This window comes from Rhodococcus sp. T7, from assembly GCF_009872365.1.
Taxonomy (GTDB): Bacteria; Actinomycetota; Actinomycetes; order Mycobacteriales; family Mycobacteriaceae; genus Rhodococcus_F.
Window position 1 is genome coordinate 58600 of record NZ_WXYH01000011.1, and the last position, 26891, is coordinate 85490.

At 70.1% G+C, this 26891-nt stretch carries 1 protein-coding gene; it reads left to right on the forward strand.

Annotation, left to right across the window (positions count from 1 at the left end):
• Positions 1-20: 20 nt before the first annotated feature.
• Positions 21-26810 (forward strand): non-ribosomal peptide synthase/polyketide synthase, encoded by a 26790-nt coding sequence (locus MLGJGCBP_RS01550; protein ID WP_160093803.1) that lies wholly within the window; start codon positions 21-23, stop codon positions 26808-26810.
• Positions 26811-26891 lie beyond the last annotated feature (81 nt).

Consider the following 26891-nt stretch of genomic DNA (forward strand, 5'->3'; position numbering starts at 1 on the left):
CTACCCGCTGGGGGAACGAGATGACGACTGTGAATTCGCCGCAGCCGAATAACGGCGCCGAAGATGTGAACGTGAACGTTCCCGAGGGGGCCTTCCCGCTCTCCTCGGTGCAACGGAGCATGTGGTTTGCCCAACAACTGAGCCCCACGGTCCCCAAGTTCATCGCCCAGTACATCGAGTTGCGGGGCGAGATCGACCTGGACCTGCTGAGCGATGCGGCTGTGCGGGCCGGCCAGGAGTTCCAGTCGCCGTTCCTGCGTCTGCTCGACGTCGACGGGGAGCCTTACCAGGCGGTCGATTTCACGATCGACCCGTCGATCGGGTTCCTCGACTTCCGCGGCGAGGACGACCCGATGTCGGCCGCGCAGGCGTGGATCGACGAGGACTACGCGACACCTCTGCGGTTGACCCGGGACCGGCTGGTCGAGATGACCGTCCTGCAGGTCGGTGAGCAGCACTACCTGTGGTACACCAGGATTCACCACGTCGCCCTCGACGGGTACAGCGGCAACACCATGGTGAACCGGATCGCGGCGCTGTACACCGCGGCGATCGAGGGCACCGAACCGGAACCGAACCGTGCGCTGGACCTGCGCGACCTGTACGCACTGGACCAGAAGTACCGGAAGTCGACCCGGTTCGAGAACGACCGGTTGTACTGGGCCGAACGGATAGTCGGCATCGAGCACGGGTCGACGCTCGCCACCCACGACGCGCCCGCGGCCGCGAAGAGCAGGCTCGAGAGCGCGAAGATCTCCGAATCCGCGCTGGGTTTCCTCGGCGAGTCGGATCAGCGGGTCGGTGCCACGTCGGCGGCCGTCCTGCTCGCCGGGTTCGCCTGCTACCTGTCCCGGATGACGGGCAAGCGGGACGTGCTCATCAACCTGCCGGTGTCGGCGCGGACCACGGCGCCGCTGCAGCGGTCCGGCGGCATGCTCGTCAACGTCGCCCCGCTGCGGATCACCGTCCGCCCCGAGGACACGGTGGCCGAACTCGTGCAGCGGACGCAGCTCGAACTGATGGGTGCGCTGCGTCATCAGCGGTGCAGCCTCGAGGACATCCGCCGCGACGCAGGCCTCGCGGGGACGGCGGAGGGTCTCGCCGGTCCGATGGTGAACGTCATGCTGTTCCACCAGGCGTTCACGCTGGGCTCCGTCAGCGGCGAGTACCACATCGTGACGTCGGGCCCGGTGGACGACCTGCTGGTCAACATCTATCAGGGCGGTGACGGCGAGACACTCCTGGATTTCCGCGGCAACCCCAACCGGTACGGCGCGGAGGAGTTGCGCGCCCACCACCGGCGGTTCGTGGAACTGATCGAGGAATTCGTCACCGCGGAGCCGCAGGCGCGGACCGCCGGCATCCACGCCGAGAGCGCACGCCTCGGCGCGCGCTTCCTCGAGCGGGAGTCCCAGCTCGAGTTCTGGAAGCGGGAGCTGGCCGGACTGCCCGAGGTGACGGCGCTGCCGCTGGACCGGCCGCGCCCGAGCGAGCGGGCCGGGGCGGGCGAGGTCGTCGGGTTCGCCGTCGACGCCGACGTGCAGCGCCGCGCGGCACTGCTGGCCGAGGAGGCGGGCACCGGGATCTTCACCGCACTGCACGCCGCGCTGGCCGTGCTGCTGGGCCGGTTGGGTGACACCGACGACGTCGTGATCGGAACACCGATCGTCGGGCGTGACACGACGGACTCGGACGACCCGGAAGCCGGGGCGTTCTTCAACAAGGCCGTCCTGCGGTCGCAGGTGGAGGGGGCGTCGTCGTTCGCCGAGCACCTGAGCCGGGTCCGGGACGCCGACCGGGCCGCGTTCTCGCATGCGGCGCTGCCGTTCGACGATCTCGTCGCCGCCGTCGTCGCGGAACCCGACCCGTCGCACACGCCGCTGTTCCAGGTGATGCTCGAGTTCACCGACGGTGGCCATCCGCACGACTCCTCGGGGACCGTGACGGTCAGCCCGATCCAGCGTGAACACCGCGCCCTGGGGCTGGATCTCGTGTTCTCCCTCACCGAATCGGAGACCGGCGGAATCAGCGGCCGGCTGCGGTTCGCCACGGACGTGTGGGACCGCGACAGCGCGGAGGCGCTTGCCGCCCGCTTCGTCCGCATCCTGCAGGCGGTGACGGCGGATCCGGCCGCGCCGATCGGGGACGTCGACCTCCTCGAACCCGCCGAGTACGCGGAACTCGCGCCGGTCCGCGACGAGCCCGCTGTGGAGCCCCGCACGCTTCCCGCACTGCTCGCCGGTGCCGTCGCGGCGGGCGGCGACGGGGACGCTCTCGTCTACGAGGGACGCACCCTCACCTACTCCGAACTCGACGAGCAGTCGAATCGGCTCGCCCGCATGCTGATCGGTCACGGCGTGGGGCCGGGTTCGGTCGTGGCGCTGGCGATCGCGCGTTCGATCGAGTCGGTGCTGGCCACCTGGGCGGTCGCGAAGTCCGGGGCCGCATTCGTCCCGGTCGACCCGAACTACCCGGCCGACCGTATCGAGCACATGCTCACCGATTCCGGTGCGGTCGTCGGTCTCACGGCCATGGCGCACCGCTCGTCGCTGCCGGCGATCACGCCGTGGCTGGTGATGGACGACGCCTCGTTCGGGCGGGATCTGGAACAGCACACCGCAGGCGCAGTCACCGACGCCGACCGTCTCCGGCCGCTGCGGACGGCGGATCCGGCCTACCTGATCTACACGTCCGGTTCCACCGGCACACCCAAGGGTGTGGTCGTCACCCATGTCGGTCTGGCGAATTTCGCCGAGGACGAGCGGCAGCGGTTCGACGTCACCGCCGGGTCGCGGACCCTGCACTTCTCCTCACCGAGTTTCGACGCGTCGATCCTGGAACTGCTTCTCGCGGTGGGCGCAGGCGCCACGATGGTCGTGGCACCGTCGACGGTGTACGGCGGCACCGAACTCGCGGACCTGCTGCGCCGCGAACGGGTGACGCACGCGTTCGTGACACCGGCCGCGCTGGCATCCGTCGATCCCACCGGGCTCGACCACATCCGGTGCGTCGTCACCGGTGGTGAGAGCTGTCCTCCTGCGCTGGTGCAGCAGTGGGCGCCGGGACGCGTCATGTTCAACGCCTACGGTCCCACCGAGGCCACCGTCGTCGCGAGCGTCGCGGGACCGTTGACGGTCGGCGAACCGGTGACGATCGGCCGCCCGTCCCGCGGTTGCGGTCTGCTGGTGCTCGATTCGCGGTTGCATCCCGTCCCCGCCGGGGTGCCCGGCGAGCTGTACATCACCGGCGACGGTGTGGCACGTGGGTACCACAATCGGTCGGTCCCGACGGCCGAACGGTTCGTCGCCGACCCGCACGGGACACCCGGTGAGCGGATGTACCGCACCGGCGACCTGGCCCGGTGGAACGCGGCCGGTCAGCTGGAATACTTGGGCCGCACCGACTTCCAGGTGAAGATCCGCGGCTTCCGCATCGAACTCGGCGAGATCGACGCCGTCGTCCGCTCGCACCCGAGCGTGGCGTTCGCGACCACCGTCGGCCGCACCGCACCGTCCGGCGACACGGCGCTGGTGACGTACGTGCTGCCCGAGAGCGGGGCGCAGATCGTCGTCGGCGACATTCTCGAACACGCCGCCGCCGCGCTGCCCGCGCACATGGTGCCCGCCAGGGTGATGGAGCTCCTCGAAGTCCCGCTGACGCCTGCCGGCAAGCTCGACCGGAAGGCGTTGCCGGAACCACAGTTCGAGGCGACGTCCACCGTCTACCGGGCGCCGGTGACCCCGACCGAGATGCAGATCGCGGAGGTGTTCGCGACGCTGCTCGGAGTCGAGCGCGTCGGCGTCGACGACAGCTTCTTCGACCTCGGCGGCGACTCCCTCGTCGCGACCCGCGTGGTGTCCCGGGTCAACACGGCCCTCGGCACGGAGATCGGGGTGCTCGATCTGTTCGAGGCGCCCAGCGTCGCGTTGCTCAGCGCCCGCGTCGACGCAGCCGGGCCCCGCACCTCCGCCCGACCCGTTCTCGCCCCGCGGGCCGGTTCCGGCCCGGTGCAGGTGTCGCTGGCGCAGCAACGGATGTGGTTCATCAACCAACTTGACACCGCTTCGCCCGCCTACAACATTCCCGTCGGCATCCGGCTGCGCGGCACGCTCGACGTGGACGCGTTGCGGACCGCGGTGAGCGACGTCCTCACCCGCCACGAGTCGCTGCGGACCGTGTTCCCGAACACCCCCAACGGCCCGATCCAGGTGGTGCTGCCGGTCGCGGAGGTGAGCCCGCAACTCGACGCGGTCGAGGTCGCCGAGAGCGAACTCGAATCCCGCCTGATCGTCGACGCCGCAACCGGATTCGACGTCACCGTGGAACCGCCGATCCGGGCGGAGCTGTACCGGACCGCGACCGACGACCACGTGCTGGTGTTCGTCGTGCACCACATCGCCGCCGACGGCCTGTCGATGACGCCGCTGACCCGGGACGTGATGGTGGCCTACCACGCGCGCGCCGCCGGCGACGCCCCGCAGTGGGCGCCGCTCGAGGTGCAGTACGCCGATTTCGCGGTGTGGCAGCGCGAACTGCTCGGATCCGCCGACGATCCGACGAGTCTGCTGTCCCGGCAATTGGCGTTCTGGGCGCGCACCCTCGACGGTGCCCCCGAGGTCATGGACCTGCCGACCGACCGTCCCCGCCCGGCCCGGCAGTCGATGATCGGCGCCACCGCCGACTTCACGATTCCGGCACGCATCCACACCGCGCTGCTCGACATCGCAAATGCGAACGACGCCAGCCTGTTCATGGTGGTACACGCGGCCCTCGCGGTCCTGCTGTCCCGGTCGAGCGGGTCGGCCGACGTGTCGATCGGATCTCCGGTCTCCGGCCGGGGCGAACGGCAACTCGACGACGTCGTCGGCATGTTCGTCAACACGGTGGTCCTGCGCACCACCGTCGACCCCGATCGCAGCTTCCCCGAGATCCTCTCGCACACCCGTTCCGTGGATCTGGAGGCGTTCAGCAACACCGATCTGCCCTACGAGCGGCTCGTCGACGAACTGAAACCGACTCGCTCCGAAGCGCATTCGCCGCTGTTCCAGGTGATGCTGGTGCTGCAGGGATTCGCGAACACGAGGCTGGAGCTGCCCGGACTCGACGTGGAGGTCGAGGCACTCGAGACCGGTGCCGCCAAGTTCGATCTCCAGGTCATCCTCACCGAGCACATCGAGGACTCCGGCGCCCCGGGCGCGATCGACGTCCAGTTCTCCTACGCGTCGGAACTGTTCGACCCGCCGACGATGACGGCGCTGGCCGCACGGTTCGTGACGTTGCTCGAGACCGTCACCGCCGGATCGGACGCGAAGGTCGGCGACCTCGACCTGATCGGCGCGGACGAGACGCAGCGGATGCTCGAGCAGTGGATCGACACCGACGTTCCCGTCCCGGACTCGGCGACCCTGGTCAGCCTGTTCGAGTCGCAGGTGGCCCGCACCCCGGACGCCGTGGCCGTGGTGTTCGCCGAAGAGGAACTGCTCTACGCGGAGTTCGATGCCCGCGCCAACCGGCTGGCCCGCGAACTCCTCGCCCGCGGCGTCGGCCCCGAATCCCGGGTGGCCGTCGCGCTGCGCCGGTCCCTGGAACTGATGATCGCGATCTATGCGGTGGAGAAGACCGGGGCCGCGTACGTGCCGCTCGACCCCGACCATCCGGCGTCACGGATCGCGTACGTGATCGAGAGTGCCGAACCCGTCTGCGTTCTCACTGCCTCCCGTGACCGGTGCGAGGGCGTCGACAGCGCGGACGCCGCCGTGATCGAGATCGACACCCTGAACCTGTCCCGGCGGCCCAGCACCCCGATCACCGACGCCGAGCGGGGCGGTCCGATCCACCCCGATTCGACCGCCTACGTGATCTACACCTCCGGTTCGACGGGCAGGCCCAAGGGGGTCGCCGTCAGTCACCGGGCGATCGCGAACCGGCTGCTGTGGATGCAGGACACGTACCGGATGGATCACACGGACGTGGTGCTGCAGAAGACTCCGGTCACGTTCGACGTGTCCGTGTGGGAACTGTTCTGGCCCCTCGAGGTCGGTGCACGACTCGTCCTGGCTGCGCCGGACGGTCATCGGGACCCGACGTACCTGTCCCACATCATCGCCGACCACCAGGTCACCACCATGCACTTCGTGCCGTCGATGCTCGCCGTGTTCACGGCGGGCGCCGAACCCGAACTGTGCGGTTCGCTGCGCCAGGTGTTCTGCAGTGGTGAGGCGCTGCCGCCGGCCACCGCCGACGCGTTCCGCGAATTCGGAACCGCGGCGCTGCACAACCTGTACGGCCCCACGGAGGCCGCCGTCGACGTCACCTTCTGGGAGTGCACGGAAGGCGACCGCGCGTCGGTCCCGATCGGTGCACCCGTGTGGAACACGCAGCTGTACGTCCTCGACTCCCGGCTGCACCCGGTGCCGGTCGGGGTGCACGGCGAGCTGTACCTGGCCGGCGTCCAGCTGGCCCGCGGCTACGTCGGTCGCAGCGACCTGACGTCGGACCGGTTCGTGGCGAACCCGTTCGGCGCACCGGGACAGCGGATGTACCGCACCGGTGACGTCGTCCGGTGGCGCGCCGACGGCAACATCGAATACATCGGCCGCCGCGACTTCCAGGTCAAGCTCCGCGGGCAGCGCATCGAACTCGGCGAGGTGGAGGCGGCCGTGCTGGCGCACCCGTCGGTGGCGCAGGCCGTCGTGACGGTGCACCGCAGCGAGGCCACCGGTGAAAGCCTCGTCGGCTACGTGATCCCCGTGGCGGGCGCCGACATCGACACCGCGGTCGTGCGCGACGCGGCGGCGGAGGCGTTGCCCGCCTACATGGTGCCGACCCGGATCATCGTGCTCGACCGGTTCCCGCTCGGCGCCACCGGAAAACTGGATCGCGGTGCGCTGCCCGAACCGGAATTCCTCAGCCCCTCCGCCGAATTCGTCACGCCGCGCAACCCGATCGAGGAAATCCTCGCGTCGATCTTCGCGGACCTGCTCGATTCACCCCGCATCGGCGTCTACGACAGCTTCTTCGACCTCGGCGGCAACTCGCTGGTGGCCACCCGGCTGGTGGCGCGGGTCAACGCCGCGCTCGGCAGCCGGATCGGGGTCCGGGAGATCTTCGACGCCCCGACCGTCGCGACGCTGGCCACCCGGATCGAATCCGAGGCCGGGCAGGGCGCCGAACGTCCGCCGCTGGTGGCCGGGGTTCGCCCCGACCATCTGCCGGTCTCGCTGGCGCAGAAGCGCATGTGGTTCATCAACCAGTTCGACCTCGATTCCCCGGCCTACAACATCGCGCTCGCGGTGCGGCTGACCGGCGACCTCGACGAGGACGCGATGCAGGACGCCGTCGCCGACGTGATGGACCGGCACGAGTCGCTGCGTACCCGGTTCCCGATGGTGGAGGGCGAACCCCTCCAGGTGATCCTGCCGACCGAGGACGTGGTGCCGGATCTGTCGCCGATCGACTCGACGGAAGAGCAGCTGCCCGAACATATTTCGCGTCTGGCGGGCGCCGGCTTCGACGTCACGGTGTCGGTGCCGGTGCGCGCCGCCCTGTTCCGCACGGATCCCGGCGAGCACGTTCTCGTCATCGTCGTCCACCACATCAGCGCCGACGGCTTCTCCATGGCCCCGCTCGCCCGGGACGTCATGACCGCCTACGCGGCCCGCACCGGGGGACAGGCACCGGACTGGACGCCGCTGCCGGTGCAGTACGCCGACTTCGCGCTGTGGCAGCACCGGGTGCTCGGCAACGCCGACGATCCGGACAGCCTGCTCGCCGCCCAGCTCGACTACTGGACGCACACGCTCGCCGGGCTTCCGGAACTGCTCGCGCTGCCGACGGATCATCCGCGCCCGACGCAGCAGTCGATGCGCGGCGGCATCCACTCGTTCAGCATCGACCCGCAGATCCACAGCCGGTTGATCACGACCGCCCGCGAACACAATTCGAGTGTGTTCATGGCCGTCCACGCCGCGCTGGCCGTGCTGCTGGCCCGGTTGGGCGACACGGACGACGTGGCGGTGGGCACCCCGATCGCCGGCCGCGGCGACGCCGCCCTGGACGACATGGTCGGCATGTTCGTCAACACCCTGGTGCTGCGCACCCCGGTCGAACCGTCCGGAACGTTCACCGACCTGCTGTCCACGGTCCGCGACACCGACCTGAACGCGTTCCACCACGCGGATCTGCCGTTCGAGCGGCTGGTCGACGCGATCTCGCCGGAACGCGCGACGTCGCATTCGCCGCTGTTCCAGGTGGTGCTCGAGTTCCGCAACAACGAGCGGCCGCGGCTGGAGCTTCCCGGGTTGACCGTCACCGGCCTCGACCTGGCCACCGACATCTCCAACTTCGACCTGCAGCTCACGCTGACGGAGGAGTTCGGGGTGTCGGGGGAGCCGGCCGGGATCTCCGCGGCGTTCACGTACGCGGCGAGCCTGTTCGACGCGTCCACGATCGCCGGTTTCGCCGACTACCTGCAGCGGATCTTCGACGCGGTGACGTCCGAGCCCGGCATGGCCGTCGGCGACGTCGAGCTGATGGTGGCGTCCGAACGTGCGGCGCTCACCCCGGTCATGGACGGACCCGACGCCGAGCCGCGGACCCTGCCCGAACTGCTCGCGTCCGCGGCGTCCGTGGACCCGAAAGCTGCCGCGCTGTCCTACGAGGGCAGCGAGGTGACGTACCGGGAGCTCGACGAGCGGTCGAACCGTCTCGCCCGCCTGCTGATCGGGCGGGGCATCGGCCCGGAATCGGTGGTCGCGCTGGCGATGGCGCGGTCGCCCGAATCGGTGCTGTCGCTGTGGGCGGTCGCCAAGACCGGTGCCGCGTTCGTGCCGGTCGACCCGAACTACCCGACCGACCGGATCGTCCACATGCTCAGCGACTCCGGTGCGGCGCTCGCCCTCACCGTCGCCGAGTTCCGGCCCACCCTGCCCGACTGCACCCCGTACGTGGTGGTCGACGCGCCCGGCTTCGACGACCAGGTGAGCGCGCACTCCGCCGCCGTCGTGACCGACGCCGACCGGACACATTCGCTCGCGCTGGAGAACCCGGCCTACCTGATCTACACGTCCGGGTCCACCGGCACCCCGAAGGGTGTCGTCGTCACCCATCGCGGCCTGGCGAACTTCGCCACCGACGAACGCGTCCGGTTCGGGGTCACCCCGCGGTCGCGGACCCTGCACTTCTCGTCACCGAGCTTCGACGCCTCGATCCTGGAACTGCTGCTGGCGGTCGGGTCCGGCGCGACCATGGTGATCGCCCCGGCCTCCGTGATCGGCGGCACCGAACTCGCCGACGTGCTCCGCGAGGGCCGGGTCACGCACGCGTTCATCACCCCGGCGGCCATGGCGTCCGTGGACCCCGCGGGTCTCGACCAGCTCGAGTGCGTCGCCACCGGCGGTGACGTGTGCCCGCCGGAGCTGGTGGCGCAGTGGGTGACCGGCAGCAGGCGGATGTTCAACGCCTACGGACCCACCGAGGCGACGGTCGTGTCCAGCGTGACCGGACCGATGCAGCCCGGCGAGGGCGTCACCATCGGCCGTCCGCCCATGGGTACCGGCGAGATGGTGCTCGATTCCCGCCTGCACCCCGTGCCCAACGGGGTGACCGGCGAACTGTACGTCACCGGTTCCGGTCTGGCCCGCGGCTACAAGGACCGGGCGGGCACGACGGCGGAGCGGTTCGTCGCCAACCCGTACGGCGGCCTCGGTGCCCGCATGTACCGGACCGGTGACCTCGCCCGCTGGAACACCGACGGCCAGCTCGAGTACCTGGGCCGCAGCGACTTCCAGGTGAAGATCCGCGGGTTCCGCATCGAACTCGGCGAGATCGAGAACGCCCTCACCCGCTACCCGGGCGTCGCCCGCTCGGTGGTGTCCGCGCACAAGGGCAGCACCGGCGCCAACCGGCTCGTCGGCTACCTCGTCCCCACGGCGGGCGCGGAACTCGACCCGGAGGCCGTCCTCGACTTCGTCGGCGGATTCCTCGCCCCGTACATGGTGCCGTCCGCGCTGATCGTTCTCGACGAGTTGCCGCTCACCCCGGCGGGCAAGCTGGATCGCCGCGCGCTGCCCGAACCCGACTTCGGGGCCCGGGTGTCCACCGGCCGGGCGCCGGTGTCGGAGATGGAACAGGTGCTCTCCGGACTGTTCGCCGAGGTGCTCGGTCTGGAATCCGCCGGTGTCGAGGACTCGTTCTTCGCGCTCGGCGGCGACAGCATCATGTCGATCCAGCTGGTGGCCCGCGCGAAGGCCGCGGGCGTGGTGCTCACCCCGCGGGACGTGTTCGAGGCCAAGACCGTCGCCGGTCTCGCCGCGGTGGCGTCGTGGGTGGGCGCCGCCGACGTCGTCGTCCTCGACGAACTGCCCGGCGGCGGTGTCGGCGACATGCCGACCACCCCGATCACGAAGTGGCTGCTCGAACGGGGCGGCGAGTTCAACCGGATGTCGCAGTCCGCGCTGCTCACCGCGCCGCCGAACCTGCGCGAACTCGAACCGCTGATCGCCACGTTCCAGGCCGTCCTCGACCGGCACGACATGCTGCGCGCGCAGCTGATGGTCTCCGCCGACGAATCCCATCTCGCGGTCCGCCCGATCGGTGCCGTGGACGCGCAGGACCTGATCCGCCGTGTCGCGGTGTCCGCGGCCCCGGGAACACCGGCGTTCGCGGCCACCGTCATCGCGGACCTCGACGCCGCGCTGGACCGGCTCGATCCGGCGGCCGGCGTGATGATGCAGGTGGTGTGGTTCGACGCCGGGGAATCCGGCGGCCGCCTGCTCGTGGTCGCGCACCACCTCGTCGTCGACGGTGTGTCGTGGCGCATCCTCGTCCCCGACCTCGCGACCGCGTGGGCGCAGATCTCGGCAGGCCAGGAACCGGCCCTCGACCAGGTCGGCACGTCCATGCGCCGGTGGGCGCACGGACTGGTCGACGAGGCGACGAACCGGGCCGGCGAACTGGATCTGTGGCAGCGCATCCTCGACTGCGAGGACCCGCTCGTCGGCAGCCGCCCGCTCGACCCCGACGTCGACGTCAACGCGACCGTCGGCCGGGTCACGGTGCAGCTGCCCGCCGAGGTCAGCGAGGCCGTCCTCACGGCCCTTCCGGAAGCGATCCACGGCAGCGTCAACGACGGACTGCTCACCGCGCTGGCGATGGCGGTCACCCAGTGGCGGCGCACCCGCGGCCACACCCTGCACGGCAGGTCCGTCGACGGGACCCTGGTGAGCCTCGAGGGCCACGGCCGCGAGGACCAGGTCGTCCCGGGCGCCGACCTGGGCCGCACCGTCGGCTGGTTCACGGCCATGTTCCCGGTGCGCCTCGACCTGTCGGGCATCGACCTCGACGACGCGTTCGACGGCGGCCGGGCCGCCGGGTCGGCGATCAAGGCGATCAAGGAACAACTGCTGGCCATCCCGGACCACGGCATGGGTTACGGCATGCTGCGGTACCTCAACGCCGACACCGCACCGCTGCTCGCGGCCCGGTCGCTGCCGCAGATCAGCTTCAACTATCTCGGACGCTTCGCCGCCGACCTGTCCGAGGCGGCCACCCGCGCCGGCTGGACGCCGACCGGTGAAGTCGACATGGACCGGGCGCAGGACCTCGACACCCCGGTCACCTCGGCCATCGACGTCAACGCCGTCACCACCGAGGTGGACGACCGGCCCCAGCTGCGCGCCACCTGGGCGTACGCGGCCGGCGTCCTCACCGTCGTCGAGGTGCGGGAACTCGCCGAACTGTGGGTCCGGGCTCTGACCGCGCTCACGACGTACGCGGCCCGCCCCGACGCCGGCGGCGTGACCCCGTCCGACCTCGAACTGGTCAGCCTCGACCAGGACGCCATCGACCGCATCGAGTCGCGCTTCCCGGCGCTGTCCGACATCTGGTCGCTGTCGCCGCTGCAGTCCGGACTGCTGTTCCACGCGTTGCTGGCCGACGAGTCGATCGACTCCTACACGGTGCAGGTGACGCTCGAACTGAGCGGCGCCGTGGCGTCCCGCCTGCGGGTGGCAGGGCAGGCCCTGCTCGACCGGCACGCGAACCTGCGGGCGTCGTTCGTCTACGACGAGGGCGGCACCCCCGTCCAGGCGGTCCACGGGTACGCGGAACTGCCGTGGACGGAGATCGACCTGTCCGCACTCGACGAGGAGAGCCGCGAAGCCGAGATCGAAGAACTCCTCGACGCCGACCGGCGCCGCGGGTTCGACATGGCCACTCCGCCGCTGCTGCGGTTCATGCTGATCCAGGTCGGTGCGGACGAGCAGCGCCTGATCATCACCAATCACCACATCCTGCTCGACGGCTGGTCGATGCCGCTGCTGATCCGCGACCTCCTGACCCTGTACGCCACGGAGGGGGACACCACGGTGCTGCCGCGGGTGCACCCGTACCGCGACTACCTTGCGTGGATGTCGCACCGCAGCACCGAGGACTCCCTCGGGGTGTGGCAGCGCGCCCTCGCTGGGGTGGACGACCCGACGCTGCTCGCGCCGGCCGACGCGTCGGCGCAGAGCGACACGCAGTCGAGTGAACTGATCGTCGAACTCGACGTCGACCGCACCGATCAATTGAGTGTGCTCGCACGCGAACACGGGCTGACCCTGAGCACCCTGATCCGCACCGCGTGGGGAATCGTGCTGGGCGGCCTGGTCGGCCGCTCCGACGTCGTCTTCGGCGGAACGGTGTCGGGTCGGCCCCCGCAGATCGCGGGCATCGAGTCGATGATCGGCCTGTTCATCAACACCCTCCCGGTGCGGGTGACCCTCGACCCGCGGGAAACGCTGGGGGAGTTGCTCGAACGCATCCAGGGCGAGCAGGCCGCACTGCTCGACCACCACTACGTGGGGCTGACCGACATCCAGACTGTGGCCGGTCCGGGCGCCGGATTCGACACGCTGACCGTGTTCGAGTCCTACCCCGTCGACCGAGAGGGGCTGACCGAGCAGACCGACATCGCCGGCATGCACGTCCTCGACGTGCACGACAGCGCGAACGCCGCGCACTACCCGCTCGCCCTCATCGCCTCGGCGCACGAGAACCTGCAACTGAAGCTCGAATTCGTCGAGGATCTGTTCGACCGGGCCGCGGTCGAGCGGATCGGCGACCGGGTCGTCCGTGCGCTGATCGCGCTCGCCGAGCACCCCGGGATGAAGCTCGCGCAGCTGCGCCTGCTCACCGACGTCGAGGAAGCGGAACTGGTTCCGGCCCGCGGCAGGCCCGGCCGGTCCCTGCGCACACTGCCGCAGATGTTCGCCGAGACGGCCGCCGCGTCGGGCGACGCGACCGCGCTCGTGTTCGGGGACCGCCGGATGTCCTACCGGGAACTCGACGAACGGTCCAACCAGCTCGCGCGACTGCTCATCGGCCGCGGCGTCGGGCCGGAAGACATCGTGGCACTGGGCATCTCACGGTCCATCGAATCGGTGCTCGCCGTGTGGTCGATCACCAAGACCGGTGCCGCGTTCGTTCCGGTCGACCCGACCTACCCGCGGGAACGAGTGGAGCACATGGTCACCGACTCGGGGTGCACGTTCGGCGTGCGGGTGGCGGCCGATCGCGACCGGCTGCCCGCCGGGGTCACCTGGCTGACCCTCGACGATGCCGAGACCGACGCCGCCATCGGGGCGATGTCCACCGACACCGTGACCGACGACGAACGCGTCGTGCCGCTGCGCTTCGCGCACCCGGCGTACGTCATCTACACGTCCGGGTCCACCGGCAAGCCGAAGGGTGTGGTGGTCAGCCACCGCGGTCTCGACAACTTCGCCGAGGAGCAGCGAACCCGTTACGCGACGGATTCGGCGTCGCGGGCCCTGCACTTCTCCTCGCCGAGCTTCGACGCCTCGGTCCTCGAATACCTGCTGTCGTTCGCCGTCGGCGCGACCATGGTGATCGTGCCGCCATCGGTGTACGGCGGTGAGGAACTCGCGGAGCTGATCCGCGCCGAGGGCGTCACCCACGGGTTCGTCACCCCGGCGGCGCTGGCCTCCGTGGACCCCGAGGGTCTCGAGGTGTTCCAGAACGTGGTCGCCGGCGGCGAGGCCGTGCCACCGGAACTGGTGACCCGCTGGGCGCCGGGCCGCACCCTGTACAACGGCTACGGCCCCACCGAGACCACGATCATGAGCAACCTCAGCGATCACCTGCAGGTGGGGGAGACCGTCACCATCGGCGCCCCCGTCCGCGGCGTGTCCGAGGTGATCCTCGACTCGCGGCTGCAACCGGTCTCCGTCGGCGTCGCCGGCGAACTCTACATCTCCGGTGAGGGCCTGGCCCGCGGCTACCACGCCCGCGCCGGGCTGACCAGCGAGCGGTTCGTCGCCAACCCCTACGGCGACGCGGGCGACCGGATGTACCGCACCGGTGACCTCGCGCGGTGGCGGCCCGATCACACGGTCGAATACCTGGGCCGCACCGACTTCCAGGTCAAGATCCGCGGCTTCCGCATCGAACTCGGCGACATCGACAGCGCGCTCGCCGGGCACCCGTCCGTCGCGTTCGCCGTCACCCTCGGCCGTCCCGGTCCCGCCGGCGACACCGTGCTCGTGTCCTATGTGCTGCCGGAGGCCGAGTCGGTGCTCGAACCGCCGGAGCTGAAGGAGTGGACGGCGAATCTGCTGCCCGCGCACATGGTCCCGTCGAGCATCATGATCCTCGACGAGATCCCGCTGACCCCGGTCGGCAAGCTCGATCGGGCGGGGCTGCCGGAACCGCAGTTCCTGCCCACCTCCGACGCGTTCCGGCCGCCGTCGACGGTTCTCGAACACACGATCGCCGACGTCATCACCACCGTCCTGGGCATCGAACGGGTCGGCATCGACGACAACTTCTTCGACATCGGCGGCAACTCGCTGATCGCGACCCGGGTCGCGGCACGCCTGACCGCGGAACTCGACACCGACATCGGGGTCCGCACCCTGTTCGAGGCGCCGACGATCCATCAGCTGGCCCGCCTGATCGAGTCGACGGCCTTCGCCCCGGCGCACGACGGCGACCACGTGCGGCTGCCGCTCGGACCGATGGCGCAGCCCGCGCACGTGCCGGTGTCGCTGGCGCAGAAGCGGATGTGGTTCCTCAACCAATTCGATACCTCCTCGGCGGCATACAACATCCCCCTGGCCGTGCGGCTGACCGGTCACCTGGACGTCGAGTCGCTGCGCGCGGCGGTGACGGACGTGTTCGTCCGGCACGAGTCGCTGCGGACCGTCTTCCCGTCCCACGACGGTGAACCGACCCAGGTGGTGCTTTCGCCCGGTCAGTGGACGCCGAACCTCGAGATCACCGAGGTGTCCGAGGCCGAACTCCGTGAGCACATCGCCGGACTCGCGACCGCCGGCTTCGACGTCACGGCCGACGTGCCGATGCGGTCGGCGCTGTTCGCGCTCGCCCCCGACGATCACGTGCTCGTCATCGTGGTGCACCACATCTGCGCCGACGGGTTCTCGCTCACCCCGCTCGCCCGGGACGTCATGACCGCGTACGCCGCCCGCATCGCGGGAAGCGCACCGCAGTGGAACCCGCTGTCGGTGCAGTACGCCGACTACACGCTGTGGCAGCTGCAATTGCTGGGCGACGAGAGCGACTCCGAGTCGCTGATCTCCCAGCAGCTCCGGTACTGGACGGATCAGCTGGCCGACCTGCCCGAACTCCTGCAGCTGCCGACCGACCGGGCGCGCCCGGTCCAGCAGTCGTTCCGGGGCGCGCAGGTCGACTTCACGATTCCGGCGGACGTGCACCGGGCTTTGTCCGCGCTGGCGCGCAAACACAACTCCACCATGTTCATGGCTGTGCACGCGGCCCTGTCGGTGCTGCTGTCCGCGCTGTCGTCCGCCGAGGACATCGCGGTCGGCACCCCCATCGCGGGTCGCGGTGACGCCGCACTCGACGACATGGTCGGCATGTTCGTCAACACCCTGGTGCTGCGGAGCGCCGTCGACCCGGCGGCGGGTTTCGGTGCCCTGATCGATCAGGTGCGGGCCACCGACCTCGCCGCGTTCCACCACTCGGACCTGCCGTTCGAGCGGCTCGTCGACGTCCTCGCGCCGGAGCGTTCCACTGCGCACTCGCCGCTGTTCCAGGCGTTGCTCGAGTTCCGGAACAACGAGACACCGCGCCTCGAACTTCCCGAACTCACCGCGGCCGCCGTCGATTTCGACCTCGAGGTCGCCAAGTTCGACCTGCAGCTCAGCGTCGAGGAAGGCTTCGACGCGGACGGGGTGGCGTCGGGGATCACCGCGTCGTTCATCTACGCCACCGATCTGTTCGACGCCGGCACCGTCCGCACGTTCGCCGACCGGTTCCTGCGGATCCTCACCGCCGTGACCGCCGACCCGCAGGCCCCGGTCGGTGACATCGTGATCACCGACGCCGCCGAGCGGACGGCGATGGCGACCGTGTGGAACACCGCCGGAGTCGAGGCGGGCACCGACACCCTCGCGGACCGGTTCGCGCAGAGCGTGGCCCGGTTCCCCGACGCCACCGCCGTGACGTCGGAGGACGTGGCGCTGACCTACGCGGAACTCGACGCCCGGTCGAACCGGCTGGCCCGGCTGCTCATCGCCCAGGGGGTGGGCCCGGAAACGCTGGTGGCCGTGGCACTGCCACGTACCTGCGATCTGATCATCGCCCTGCTGGCCGTGATCAAGTCCGGCGGCGGCTACCTGCCCGTCGACATCACCTACCCGGCGGACCGGCTGGCGTTCGTGTTCGAGGACGCCGCACCGAACTGCGTGATCACCACGACCGGTGACGTTTCGGCCCTGCCCGACTCGGAGACCCCGGCGATCCTGCTCGACGACCCGGAGACCACCGCGGACCTCGCGCAGCAGTCGCCGGCGGCGATCACCGACGCCGACCGGGTGACCCCGCTCGACGCCGCGTCGGTGGCGTACGTCATCTACACCTCCGGGTCCACGGGCCGCCCGAAGGGCGTCGTCGTCTCGCACCGCAACGTGCTGACGCTGTTCGCGAACACCCAGCCGCTGTACGGGTTCGACGAGAACGATGTGTGGACGATGTTCCACTCGTACGCCTTCGACTTCTCGGTGTGGGAGCTGTGGGGTCCGCTGCTGTACGGCGGCCGGCTCGTCGTCGTCGACTACTACACGGCACGGTCTCCGGAGATGTTCCACGAACTGCTGCGCAACGAGCAGGTCACCGTCCTCAACCAGACCCCGACGGCGTTCTATCAGCTCGCCGAGACCGACCGCATCGTCTCGGAGATCGACGTGAACGCGGCGGCACTGGCGTTGCGGTACGTGATCTTCGGCGGTGAGGCTCTCGACCTCGGTCAGCTCGGCCGCTGGTACTCACGGCACGACGATTCCGCCCCGACCCTGGTGAACATGTACGGCATCACCGAGACGACGGTCCACGTCAGCTACCTCGCGCTCGACCGTGTGTTCGCGGAGTCCGCGTCGGCCAGCGTGATCGGCCGCGGCATCGCCGGGCTGCACGTGCACGTCCTGGACCGGCGCCTGCACCCGGTGCCCCCGGGCGCCATCGGCGAGATGTACGTCTCGGGTGACCAGGTCACCCGCGGCTACCTCGGCCGGGCCGGGCTCAGTTCCACCCGGTTCGTGGCCGACCCGCTCCGTCCCGGGGCACGGATGTACCGCACCGGCGACCTGGCGCGCTGGAACACCGATGGCCAGCTCGAATACCTGGGCCGCAGCGACTTCCAGGTGAAGATCCGCGGGTTCCGCATCGAACTCGGCGAGATCGAATCCGCGTTGCTCCGGTACCGCGGCATCGCGCAGGCCGTCGTCCTCACCCGCGACGACGGGCACGGCGGCCACCGGCTGATCGGCTACGTGGTTCCCGAATCCGGCGCCACCGTCGAGGTGTCCTCGGCCCTCGAGTTCGTCGGCACCCAGCTCACCTCGTACATGGTGCCCGCCACCCTCGTGGTCCTCGACACGCTGCCGCTGACGAGCAACGGCAAACTCGACCGCCGCGCGCTGCCGGAACCCGACTTCGGGGCACGGGTGTCGGCGGGCCGCGCCCCGGCGACGGAGATGGAGACCGTCCTCGCCGGTCTGTTCGCCGAGGTGCTCGGCCTGGAATCGGTGGGTGTGGACGATTCGTTCTTCGCCCTCGGCGGCGACAGCATCATGTCGATCCAGTTGGTGGCCCGCGCGAAGGCCGCCGGGGTGGTTCTCACCCCGCGGGACGTGTTCGAGGCCAAGACCGTCGCCGCCCTCGCCGAGGCCGCGTCCTGGGCGGGCGCCGCCGACGTGGTGGTCCTCGACGAACTTCCGGGCGGAGGGATCGGCGAGATGCCGGTCACCCCGATCACCGCGTGGCTTCTCGAACGCGGCGGCGACTTCCGCCGCTACACCCAGACCGCGCTGCTGTCCCTGCCCGCCGCCGCCGACGAGACGCTGCTGAAGCGCACGATCGCGGCCGTCGTCGATCACCACGACATGCTGCGGGCGCGTCTGCTCGGCGCCGCACCGCAGTGGCGGATCGAGGTGCAGGCCATAGGCGCCGTCGACGTGGACGACGTGCTGCACCGGGTCGAGGTCCCGTCGGTGGTCGGGTCCGCGTTCGCGGAGATCGCCACCCACGAACTCGATGCCGCCGCAGGACGATTGGACCCCGAGGCCGGGGTCATGCTGCAGATGGTGTGGTTCGACGCCGGCGACGAGGGTGGGCGGCTGCTGGTCGTGGCCCACCACCTGGTGGTCGACGGCGTGTCGTGGCGGATCCTGGTGCCCGATCTGGCGACGGCGTGGGCGCAGGTCTCCGCCGGTCAGGAACCGGCACTCGAACCGCTCGGCACGTCGATGCGGCGCTGGTCGCACGGACTCGTCGACGCGACCCGCGAACGCGGCACCGAGATCGAACTGTGGCGCCGGGTGCTCGAAGCCGACGACCCGCTGATCGGATCGCGGCCCCTCGACGCCGCGATCGACGTCGCGGGGACCGTCGAGAAGATCACCGTGGAGGTGCCCGCCGACGTCACCGACGCGCTGCTGACCCGGGTACCCGAGGCGTTCCACGGCGGCGTCAACGACGGTCTGCTGACCGCGCTGGCGCTGGCCCTGGCGCAGTGGCGGCGCACCCACGGCGACTTCACGCGTGAATCGCTGGTCAGCCTCGAGGGTCACGGCCGCGAGGACCAGGTGCTGCCGGGCGCCGATCTCGGCCGCACCGTCGGATGGTTCACGGCCATGTTCCCGGTGCGCCTGGACCTGTCGGGCATCGACCTGGACGACGCGTTCGCCGGTGGCAAGGCCGCCGGGTCGGCGATCAAGGCGATCAAGGAACAGCTGCTGGCCATCCCGGACCACGGCATCGGGTACGGCATGCTCCGCTACCTGGACCCGGACAGCGCCGACCAGTTGCGGGCGCTCGCGAAGCCGCAGGTCACGTTCAACTACCTCGGCCGGCTGGGCGGCGCGACGTCCACCGACATCCACGGGCACGCCTGGGTTCCGGTGACGGACACCAAACTCGACGACATTCCCGCCTCCGACATCCCGGTGGCGTCGGCGCTCGACATCAACGCCGTCACCGGCACCGGGGCCGACGGCAACCGGCTGCGGGCCACGTGGGCGTTCCCGACCGGAGTCCTCACCCCGTCCGAGGTCCGTGCGCTCGCCGACCTGTGGGTGCAGGCGCTGACCGCGCTGACCGAGCACGTCGCGCGGCCCGACGCCGGCGGTGTCACTCCGTCCGATCTGGACCTGGTGACGCTCGACCAGGACGCCATCGACCGGCTCGAGTCCCGGTTCCCGGCGCTGTCGGACATCTGGTCGCTGTCACCGCTGCAGTCGGGACTGCTGTTCCACGCCCAGTTCTCGGACGCCTCGGTCGACCCGTACCTGGTGCAGTTGGCGCTGAAGCTGCGCGGCGACGTGAACGCCGACCGGTTCCGCCGGGCCGGGCAGGCACTGCTGGACCGGCACCCCAACCTGCGGGCCGCGTTCGTCCACGACAGTGCCGGCGCCTCCGCGCAAATCATCCAGCAGCACGTGGAACTGCCGTGGTCGGAGTTCGACCTGTCGGGGCTGGGCCCCGAGGAGACCACCCGCGAATACGAGCGGATCGTGGCACAGGACCGGTCGGTGAAGTTCGACATGGCGGACGCGCCGTTGCTGCGCCTCGCCCTTGTCCGGCTCACCGAGGACGAGTACCGGCTGATCCTGACCAACCACCACATCCTGCTCGACGGCTGGTCGACCCCGCTGGTCATCCGCGACCTGCTGACGCTGTACGCCCTGGACGCCGACGGCAGCCTGCTGCCGCGGGTCCACTCCTACCGCGACTACCTGTCGTGGATGAAGCGCCACGACACCTCGGACTCGATCGACGCCTGGCGCATCGCGCTCGACGGTGTCGAGGAGCCGACGCTGCTGGCCCCGCTGGAGCGGGGCGAGGCACACTCCGCCGTCGCGGAGGAAACCGCGTTCACGCTGTCCGAGGAGCACACCACCCGGTTGCGGGACCTCAGCCGCGAACGCGGGCTCACTCTCAACACCGTCGTCCAGACGGCATGGGGAATCGTGCTGGGCGGCCTGGTCGGCCGCTCCGACGTGGTGTTCGGCGGGACGGTGTCCGGCAGGCCGCCGCAGATCGCGGGCATCGAGTCCATGGTGGGTCTGTTCATCAACACCCTCCCGGTGCGGGTCACCCTCGACCCGTGGGAGTCGCTGGGCGAGTTGCTCGAACGCGTGCAGCGCGAACAGGCCACGCTGCTCGACCACCACTACGTCGGACTGACCGACATCCAGTCGGCGGTCGGCGGCGGCGGCGCGTTCGACACGCTGACCGTGTTCGAGTCGTACCCGGTGGACGAGGCCGGACTGACGGAGCAGACCGACATCGCCGGGATGTTCGTCCTCGGCATCGACGGCAAGGACTCCGCGCACTACCCGCTCGCCGTCGTCGCCTCCGGTGACGCCCGGTTGAACTTCAAGTTCGAGTACCTCCCCGACGTCCTCGAGGAAAGCACGGTCGACGAGATCGCGGATCGGCTGCGGCGGGTGCTCGACGCTCTCGCCGACCGGCCCGAGATCCCGCTGGCCCACATGCAACTGCTCACCGAGGCCGAACTCGCCGAGTTCGCGCCGGTGCGCGGGCGCCCCGGGTTCTCCGTTCGGACGCTGCCGCAGATCTTCGAGGACGCGGCCGCGCTGGATCCGAACCGCACGGCGCTGACGTTCGAGGGCCGCAACGTCTCCTACCGCGAACTCAACGAGCGTTCCAACCAGCTCGCCCGGGTTCTCATCTCCCGCGGCGCGGGCCCGGAGACGTTCGTGGCGCTCGGCATTCCCCGGTCGATCGAGTCGGTTCTCGCGGTGTGGGCGGTGGCGAAGACGGGTGCCGCGTTCGTCCCGGTCGACCCGAACTACCCGATGGACCGCATCGAGCACATGCTCACCGATTCGGGCGCCACCATCGGACTGACCATGGCCGCGTACGAGAAGTCGCTGCCCGACTCGGTGCCGTGGCTGCAGCTCGACTCGCCCAAGTTCGAGAAGGCGTGCCAGTCGAAACCGGCTCTGCCGGTGGCTGATTCGGATCGCCGGTCGCCGATAAGCCTCGACAATGCGGCCTACATCGTCTACACCTCCGGGTCGACGGGCAAGCCGAAGGGCGTCGTCGTCACCCATGAGGGCCTCGACAACTTCGCCGAGGACCAGCGACAGCGTTTTGCGGCCGCCCAGACGTCCCGCACACTGCACTTCTCGACACCGAGCTTCGACGGGTCGGTGTTCGAGTACCTGCAGGCATTCGGGGTCGGCGCCACCATGGTCATCGCGCCGCCCACGGTGTACGGCGGAGCGGAACTGGCCGAACTGATCCGGTCGGAACACGTCACCCACGCCTTCGTCACCACCGCGGCGCTGTCCACGGTGGACCCGGCGGGACTCGACGAGTTCCAGCACGTGGCGTTCGGCGGCGAGGCGTGCCAGCCCGAGCTGGTGACCCGGTGGGCGCCCGGCAGGCAGTTGTCCAACGCGTACGGGCCCACCGAGACCACGGTGATGGCCAACATCAGCGACCCGATGACGGTGGGTGAACCCATCACCCTCGGCGGCCCGATCCGCGGCGTCGCCGAACTCGTGCTCGATTCGCGGCTCCAGCCGGTGCCCGTCGGCGTTCCCGGCGAGCTGTACATCACCGGCGCGGGTCTGGCCCGCGGCTACCACCGGCGCCCGGAACTGAGCAGCCAGCGGTTCGTCGCCAACCCGTTCGGGGAGGCGGGGGAGCGGATGTACCGCACCGGCGACATCGTCCGGTGGCGCGCCGATCACACCGTCGAGTACGTGGGCCGCAGCGACTTCCAGGTGAAGATCCGCGGCTTCCGCATCGAACTCGGCGAGATCGACAACGAGATCGCCACGTTCCCCGGGGTCAGCTTCGCCGCGACCCTCGGGGTTCCCGGCCCGTCCGGTGACACGGTGCTCGTGACGTACCTGCTCCCCGTCACGGAAGGGGGCGTCGATCCCGCCGAGCTGACCGCGTACCTGTCGACGCGGCTGCCCGCGCACATGGTGCCGACGAGCATCATGTTCCTCGACGAGATCCCGTTGACCCCGGTGGGCAAACTGGACCGGTCGGCGCTGCCCGCGCCGGAGTTCCACGTCACCACGACGGAGTTCCAGCCGCCGACCAACGACCTCGAACACAAGATCGTGGACATCTTCACCGACGTCCTCGGTCTCGAACGGATCGGCATCGACGACAACTTCTTCGATCTCGGCGGCAACTCGCTGGTCGCGACGCGCGTTACCGCGCGACTGCGGGACGCCCTGGACACCGACATCGGGGTGCGGGCGCTGTTCGAGGCCCCCGACGCCCGGTCGCTGGCCGCACGCGTCGCCGACAGCGTGAGCGGCGGCGCCCGCCCCGCGCTCGCCCCCGTCGAACGCCCCGATCGGATCCCGCTGTCGCTGGCGCAGAAGCGGATGTGGTTCCTCAACCAGTTCGACACGTCCTCACCCGCCTACAACATCCCGCTCGCGGTGCGGCTGACCGGAACCCTGGACGAGGACGCCCTGCGCCTGGCGATGGCCGACGTCCTCGAACGGCACGAGACGCTGCGCACCGTCTTCCCGACGGTCGGCAACGAACCGACCCAGCGGATCCTGGCCGCCGCCGACGCCCAGCCGGACGTCGACACGGTCGAGGTGGACGCGGCGGACCTGCCGCGGCACATCATGGACCTGGTGTCCCGCGGATTCGACGTCAGCACCGACGTCCCGGTGCGGGCGGCGCTGTTCCGGACGGCGCCCGACCATCACGTGCTGACGATCGTGGTGCACCACATCTGCGCGGACGGCTTCTCCCTGGCGCCGCTCGCCCGCGACGTCATGGTGGCCTACACGTCGCGGCTCGAGGGCGCAGGCCCGCAGTGGGCTCCGCTGCACGTGCAGTACGCCGACTACACCCTGTGGCAGCACGCCGGGCTCGGGTCGGAGAACGATCCCGAGTCGATGATCAACCGGCAGTTGCGGTTCTGGTCGGAGACCCTGGCCGGGTTGCCGGACGTCATCCAGTTGCCGACGGACCGGCCGCGCCCGATCCAGCAGACGTTCGAGGGTGATCGGGTCGAGTTCGCGATCGACGCCGACCTCCATCAGCGGCTGACGGCACTCGCCCGCGCCAACAACGCCACCATGTTCATGGCCGTCCACGCCGCGCTGGCCGTACTGCTGTCGCGGCTCGGAAGCACCGACGACGTGGTCATCGGCACCCCGGTCGCCGGGCGTGGTGAAGAGGCGCTCGACGAGATGGTCGGCATGTTCGTCAACACGCTGGTCCTGCGGAACCGGATCGATCCGTCCGCGACGTTCACCGAACTCGTGCGGCAGATCCGGGAATCCGACCTGGCCGCGTTCCAGCACGCGGACCTGCCGTTCGAGCGGCTCGTCGAGGAACTCAACCCGACCCGGTCCACGTCGTACTCACCGCTGTTCCAGGTGGCCCTCGAGTTCCAGAACAACGAGAACCCCACGCTGGAACTGCCGGACCTGCGGGTCGAGAACGTGGACCTGGAGACCCGGGTGGTGAAGGAAGACCTCGAGGTGATCCTGGCCGAGCGGTTCGACCAGGACGGCGCGCCCGCGGGTGTCGCCGGCGGCCTCGACTTCGCCGTCTCCCTGTTCGACCCCGACACGGCCCGTTCGATCGCGGACCGGTTCGTGCGGGTCCTCGCGGCCGTCGTCGCCGACCCGGACCGGCCGATCGGCACCGTCCCGCTGCTCGACGACGCGGAGATCGACGAGATGGTCCCGGCCCGCGGCAAGCCCGACGTGCGGCCCGAGGTGTGGCCGGACCTGCTGACGGCGGCCGCGGCCCTCGACCCCGACTCGGTGGCGCTGTCGTTCGAGGACCGGCAGGTCACGTACCGGGAACTCGACGAATGGTCCAACCGGCTGGCGCGGGTGCTGTGCGCTCAGGGTGTCGGACCGGAGACGTTCGTCGCCATCGGGATGCCGCGGTCGATCGAGGAAGTGGTGTCGATCTGGTCGGTGGCCAAGTCGGGTGCCGCGTTCGTGCCCGTCGATCCGACGTACCCGCGGGACCGCATCGACTACATGCTCACCGACTGCCGGGCCTCGGTCGGCCTGACCGTCGCCGGCAGGCGTGACAACCTGCCGGACACCGTGCCGTGGCTGGTGCTCGACGACGAGACGTTCGACGAGCAGGTCGCGGCCGTGTCCTCGGCGCCGGTCACCGACGCCGACCGCACGATGCCGCTGAATCTGGCGCACCCGGCGTACCTGATCTACACGTCGGGGTCGACCGGAAAACCGAAGGGGGTCATCGTCACTCACCGCGGCATGGCCAACCTCACCGCGGAGGAACACGAACGGTTCCAGGTCACGCACGACTCCCGGGTCTCGCATCTGGCGTCCCCGAGCTTCGACGCGTCGATCTTCGAGCTGATGATGGCGTTCGGCGCCTCGGCCCGGGTCGTGATCGTGCCGCCCACCATCTTCGGTGGCGCCGAGTTGGCCGATCTGTTCCGCCGCAACGAGGTCACGCACGCGTTCATCACGCCCACCGCGCTGTCGTCCATCGAGGACGTGGGGCTCGAGTCGCTGCGGGTCCTCGCGGTGGCCGGCGAGGCCTGCCCGCCGGAACTGGTGGAGATCTGGGGCAAGCACCGCAACATGCACAACGGGTACGGGCCCACCGAGACGACCATCCAGGCCAGCGTCAGCGCCCCGATGCGTCCGGGCGGGGTCGTGAACATCGGCGCCCCCGCTCTGGGCTTCGGTTCGCTGGTCCTCGACGAACGGCTGCAGCCCGTCCCGGCCGGCGTGCCCGGCGAGCTGTACATCACCGGACCCGGACTGGCACGCGGGTACCACAACCGGTCGGCGCTCACCTCGGAACGGTTCGTCGCGTGCCCCTACGGGGAGCCCGGCCGCCGGATGTACCGCACCGGCGACGTCGTGCGCTGGCGCGGCGACCACACCATCGAGTACATCGGCCGCACCGACTTCCAGGTGAAGGTCCGTGGTTTCCGCATCGAACTCGGTGAGATCGACGCCGTCCTCGCCCGCCACCCCGCGGTCGCGTTCGCCGCCACCATCGGTCACACCGGACCGTCCGGCGACACGCTCCTCGCGTCGTACGTCCGGGCGGCGGAGGGACACGATCTCGAGCCGGCGGAACTGCGCACCCACGCGTCCGACCGCCTGCCCGCGCACATGGTCCCGTCGGCCGTGGTGGTGCTCGACCAGATCCCGATGACCCCGGTCGGCAAGCTCGACCGCAAGGCGCTGCCCGCGCCCGAGTTCGGTACCACCGGCGCGGCCTTCCGGGCGCCGACGACGGCGACCGAGCGGATCATCGTGGAGGCCTTCGCCGAGGTGCTGGGTGTGGACCGGGTCGGCACCGCCGACAGCTTCTTCGACCTCGGCGGTAACTCGATCGTCGCCACCCGGGTGATCACGGTGCTCCAGGACCGTCTCGGACGGCGGATCCCGCTGCAGTCCATGTTCCTGGACCCCACGCCCGCGGGGCTGGCGCTCCGGGTCGACACCGAGAACGCGGCCGGGTCGCCGGTCGACGAGGCGCTCGGCGTCGTCATCCCGCTGCGCCCGACGGGGGAGAAGGCGCCGCTGTTCTGCATCCATCCCGGGATCGGGCTGTCCTGGGGGTATGCGGGACTGTTGCAGCACCTCTCGCAGGACCGTCCGGCGTTCGGGCTGCAGTTGCCGATCATCAGCGGCGGCCCGGCCGTCGACTCGATCGAGCAGCTTGCACACCAGTACGTGCTGGAGATGCGCAAGGTCCAGGCGCACGGGCCGTATCACCTGCTGGGCTGGTCGCTCGGCGGCGTCATCGCCCACGCCATGGCCGTCGAACTGCGGCGGGAGGGGGAGGCCGTCGACACCCTCGCCCTCATGGACAGCTACGTGGTGAACGGGACCGATCAGGGCCCGGAGAGCCTCACCGTGCCCGAGTTGCTGCACGGTCTCGGGCTGGACCTCGAGTCTGTGTCCGGGGAGGAACTCACGTACGAGCGGGCGGTGGAGTTGCTGGACGACGCGTTCGGGCAGAAGACCGGACTGACCCCTCGGCACCTCGAGCGGATCAGCGCCGGGTTCACGAACTCCTCGCGGATCATGAACACCTTCCGGCCGCAGGTGTTCGACGGGGACATGCTGTTCTTCACCGCCGCCGGGTCGGCGTCGACGGGCGAGCATTCACCGGAGGAATGGCGCGATTCGGTCACCGGCGGCATCCGGGAAGTCAAGATCGAGTGCGAGCACAACCAGATGATCGAACCCGAGGTCCTGGCCGTGGTCGGGCCCGTCCTCGAGGACTATCTGGGCACGCATTGACCCGTGTTCGTTGCGGCGGGCCCGCCGTCGATTGCAGTGCAGTAACGGGCGGGCCCGAATCGCGATATCTCCTGCGAACTC